This window comes from Kordia sp., from assembly GCF_045105435.1.
GTDB lineage: Bacteria > Bacteroidota > Bacteroidia > Flavobacteriales > Flavobacteriaceae > Kordia.
Genome location: NZ_JBGCDL010000353.1, coordinates 1 through 4639, shown reverse-complemented (window position 1 = coordinate 4639; position 4639 = coordinate 1). Strand labels below are relative to the sequence as shown.

General features: G+C 37.1%; 2 protein-coding genes and 1 pseudogene. All 3 read left to right on the top strand.

Going from position 1 to position 4639, the window contains the following annotated elements; all coding sequences use genetic code 11:
• The first annotated feature begins 457 nt into the window (after positions 1 to 457).
• On the top strand, positions 458 to 2800 hold the full coding sequence (locus tag AB8B65_RS17955; RefSeq protein WP_405302664.1) for a PSD1 and planctomycete cytochrome C domain-containing protein: 2343 nt from the start codon (positions 458 to 460) through the stop codon (positions 2798 to 2800).
• Between the two features lie 2 nt (positions 2801 to 2802).
• Positions 2803 to 4260 carry a DUF1501 domain-containing protein gene (locus AB8B65_RS17950; RefSeq protein ID WP_405302663.1) on the top strand — a complete coding sequence of 486 codons (1458 nt, stop codon included), beginning with the start codon at positions 2803 to 2805 and terminating at the stop codon, positions 4258 to 4260.
• Between the two features lie 2 nt (positions 4261 to 4262).
• A pseudogene (locus tag AB8B65_RS17945) lies at positions 4263 to 4639 on the top strand (6-bladed beta-propeller); the annotation flags it as partial.

The following is a 4639-nucleotide window of genomic DNA, read 5'->3' as shown; positions in this document are numbered from 1 at the left end:
TAATAGAATAATACTATTATAATGAGATTCCCCTAAACCTCAATATGTTTTGAACAAAAATAAACTATATCTTAAAAGAGTGCTAAGATAAAACATTACTTCTGTTACGGTTTTACCGTAATTATAGTAGGCTTGTGAATTACACATGACCTAAGTTGCTAATTTACAAATATTTACACAAACAAACAAATAGCCTAAAAAATATAAAACCTCTAAAAACCGTAACTCAAAAAATCAAATTCTATGCTTTTCAATACAAATACCTGTCTGATTTTAGGATTCATAAAAGAAAAACTGTTCACTTTTTTATAATATTTTGTTCTTCGTCATGCAGACCAAAACTCATAACTAGAAGGTATTAATTTTTTTAAAAATAAGTTGCTTATTAGTATCTTACAAAACTATTAATTGGTTGTCCAGTTTAAAAACGACTAGCAATAGAAAAAACAAACCTGCTTTGAATACAAAAAAGAAAACCAACCCTTTAGTATTATTATGCTATTTTCTAATTCCCTTTTTAGGAATTCTAGCATACAAATATTTTAATAAAAGTAAAGGAAACACTTATATTGCCATTGACAATTTAAACGCACCAAACGCTAATGGCAAGTCAACTAAAGTTCCTGAAACGATTGATTATATATTTGATGTAAAACCGATTCTTTCCGATCGTTGCTACTTATGTCACGGACCCGATGACGGAACTCGCGAAGCTAATTTACGATTAGATACGAAAGAAGGTGCTTTTTCAGCTTTAAGTGAACAAAACAATCATTTTGCCATTATTCCAGGCGATACTATATCAAGTAAACTAGTCGCAAGAATCAATTCGAAAGATCCTATCAAATTAATGCCGCCTTCAACTTCAAACCTTTCTTTAAGCGAATATGAAAAGAAAGTATTGACAAAATGGGTGCAACAAGGCGCCGTTTGGAAAGAGCATTGGGCATTTGTAATCCCTAAAAAAAGCAACGTCCCAACAATTGAAAATAATAGCTTAATTTCAAATGAAATTGACAATTTTATTATTGAAAAACTCACACAAAAAGGATTAACTCCATCTGAAAAAGCTAGCAAAGAAAAACTGATTCGACGTGTTTATTTTGATTTGACAGGATTACCACCAAATCTCACCGAAATTGATGCTTTTTTAAAGGATGAAAGCAAAAACGCTTATGAAAAAGTGGTAAATCATTTGCTGAATTCTACACGTTACGGCGAACATTTTGCAACGAATTGGCTCGATATTGCACGCTATTCCGATACACACGGGTATCAAGACGATTTAGAACGTACCATGTGGCCTTGGCGGGATTGGGTCATTAGCGCATTCAATAGAAATATACCTTATGACGAATTCGTAAAATGGCAACTCGCTGGTGATTTATTACCAAATGCAACTTTAGAACAAATTGTAGCAACAGGTTTCAATCGAAATCATAAAATAACTCAAGAAGGCGGCGTTATAGATGAAGAATATCGTGTTGAATATGTTTTAGATAGAACCAATACAGTCTCAAAATCATTACTCGGATTAACGATGGAATGTGCGCAATGTCACGATCATAAATACGATCCAATCTCACAAAAAGAATACTTTGGTTTCTATGCTTTTTTCAATAAAGTCAATGAAAAAGGACGCATGGATTATGGTGAAATTCCAAAACCAAACATAAAAATTACACAAAAAGAAATTGACGATGTTCTTGGTTTCATCCACATGCCCGATTCCATCAAAGAAGTACAACTTATGGTCATGAAAGATGATGCGCCAACGAGAAAAACCTATGTTTTAAAACGTGGCGCGTACGATGCACATGGCGATGAAGTCAACTTCACAACGCCAAAAGCTGTCTTACCATTCACAAAAAATTACGAACAAAACAGACTCGGTTTGGCAAATTGGTTATTTGACGACCAAAACACGCTCACCGCAAGAGTGGCTGTAAACCGTTTGTGGCAACAAATCTTTGGAAAAGGAATTGTAGCATTAAGTGCTGACTTTGGAAATCAAGGTGCATTGCCTTCGCATCCGGAGTTATTAGATTGGCTCGCAATTACCTATCGTGAAGAAGGTTGGAATACGAAGAAAATGATCAAGCGAATGGTGCTATCAAATACGTATCAGCAAACGACAAAAACAACCGATCAACTCATAGAAATTGATCCAAACAATAAATGGTTGGCGAGAAGTTCTCGCGATAAATTGACTGCTGAAATGATTCGAGACAACGCACTATCAGTAAGTGGATTATTAGTCGAAAAAGTAGGTGGCCCAAGTGTAAAACCATATCAACCTACAGGTTTGTGGGCAGAAACAACATCTGGTCAAGGTTTAACTGAATACATAATGGATTCTGGCGAGAATTTGTACAGACGAAGTTTATACACATTTTGGAAACGAACTGTTCCGCCACCTGCCATGATGACTTTTGATGCTGCTACGCGCGATTATTGTACGGTTGAACGCCAAAAAACAAGTACGCCATTACAAGCTTTGGTTATGCTAAATGATCCGCAATTAATAGAAGCGGCAAACACATTGGCGATCCAAGTGTTGAAAGAAAACAATCTAACTGATGAAGCGCGGATTGAAACCATTTTCAGAAAAATTACTTCGCGAACGCCAGACGCAACCGAAATTGAAAACTTATTGAAATTTCTAAAAGAAACCGAATCAAATTACGATTCCACCAAAAAAATAAAAATCACAAACGATATTGCAAAAGAAAAAATATACGCTTTTGGCGTACTCACAAGTTTAATCTTCAATCTTGATGAAGCAATTGTAAAAGGATAATCATGGAAGAAGTTCACAAACATTTTTTAAACAACACACGCAGACAGTTTTTAAAAAAACTAGGCTTAGGAATTGGCGGAATTGCCGCTGCATCTATGCTCGATCCGTTTTCTTCTATTATTGAAGCTGCCGATTCTCCGCTGAAAGGAATGAACTTACCACACTTTGCTTCAAAAGCAAAACGTGTCATTTACCTGTTTCAAAGTGGCGGACCATCACAATTAGAATTGTTTGATTACAAACCATTACTCGATAAAATGCGCGGTCAAGAACTGCCAGATTCTGTTAGAAAAGGACAACGATTAACAGGAATGACTTCTGGACAAGATAGTTTTCCACTCGTTGGAAGTAATTTCAAATTTGATCAATATGGCGAATCACGTGCTTGGGTAAGCGAATTGATGCCATATACCGCCAAAATTGTGGACGAATTGTGTTTTGTTAAATCCATGCACACAGAAGCCATCAATCATGATCCTGCAATCACGTTTTTTCAAACAGGCTCGCAACAAGCTGGACGACCAAGCATTGGCTCATGGATGAGTTATGGTTTGGGAAGTTTAAACGACAACTTACCAACATTTTCGGTACTACTTTCTCGTGGAACAGGAAGACCGTTAGCACAACCATTATATTCCAGACTTTGGGGAAATGGTTTCCTAAGTTCATTGCATCAAGGTGTACAATTTCGTTCTGGGAAAGATCCTGTTTTATACTTAAAAGATCCGGAAGGAATGACACGTGCCGAACGTAGAAAAATGCTCGATCATTTAAGCGAACTCAACGAAAAGCAAGAACGCGAATTTGGCGACCCGGAAATCAACAGCAGAATCGAGCAGTACGAAATGGCATACCGAATGCAAACTTCGGTTCCGACCACGATGAATATTGAAGAAGAACCCGATCATATCATTCAAATGTATGGTTCGGACGCTACCGTTCCTGGAACATACGCAGCAAATTGCTTGCTTGCCAGAAGATTGGCTGAACAAGATGTGCGATTCATCCAATTATATCACATGGGTTGGGATCAGCACGATAATTTACCGGATCACATTTCAAAACAAGCAAAAGATGTAGATCAGGCGACAGCCGCATTAATTTTAGACTTAAAACAACGTGGTTTACTAGAAGATACTTTGGTTGTTTGGGGCGGCGAATTTGGTCGAACAAACTACAGTCAAGGAACATTAACGGAAACCAATTACGGACGCGATCATCATCCAAGATGCTTTACCATGTTTATGGCAGGTGGCGGCGTAAAACCTGGCTTCACGTATGGAGAAACCGATGATTTTGGCTATAATATTCAAAAAGATCCTGTGCATGTACATGACTTACAAGCTACCATGATGCATTTAATGGGCGTCGATCACACAAAATTCACCTATAAACATCAAGGACGACGTTTCCGACTAACGGACGTTTCTGGTCATGTTGTTCACGATTTATTAAGTTAACTATGGATCGGAGAAAATTTTTAAAACATTCATCGTTACTTTCGTTAGGATTACTAGCAGCTCCAAGTTTAAGCTCTGCTTTTTCGCTTGGCGCGAATAATGATGTCATCGTTGGACACAATTCACACAAATACAAAGTCGATCTGAATTGGGGAAATTTGAATCCTTCGCAAACGCCTGTAAACGATTGTCATGAAATGTTACAAGATTCCAAAGGTAGAATCGTTTTACTAACCAATCACACGAAAAACAATGTGATTATTTATGATAAATCTGGAAAGCTGTTAGAAACTTGGGGAACAAATTATCCTGGCGCGCACGGTTTGACATTAGTAAAAGAAAACGGAACCGATTTTTTATTAATTACGGATTATGAACG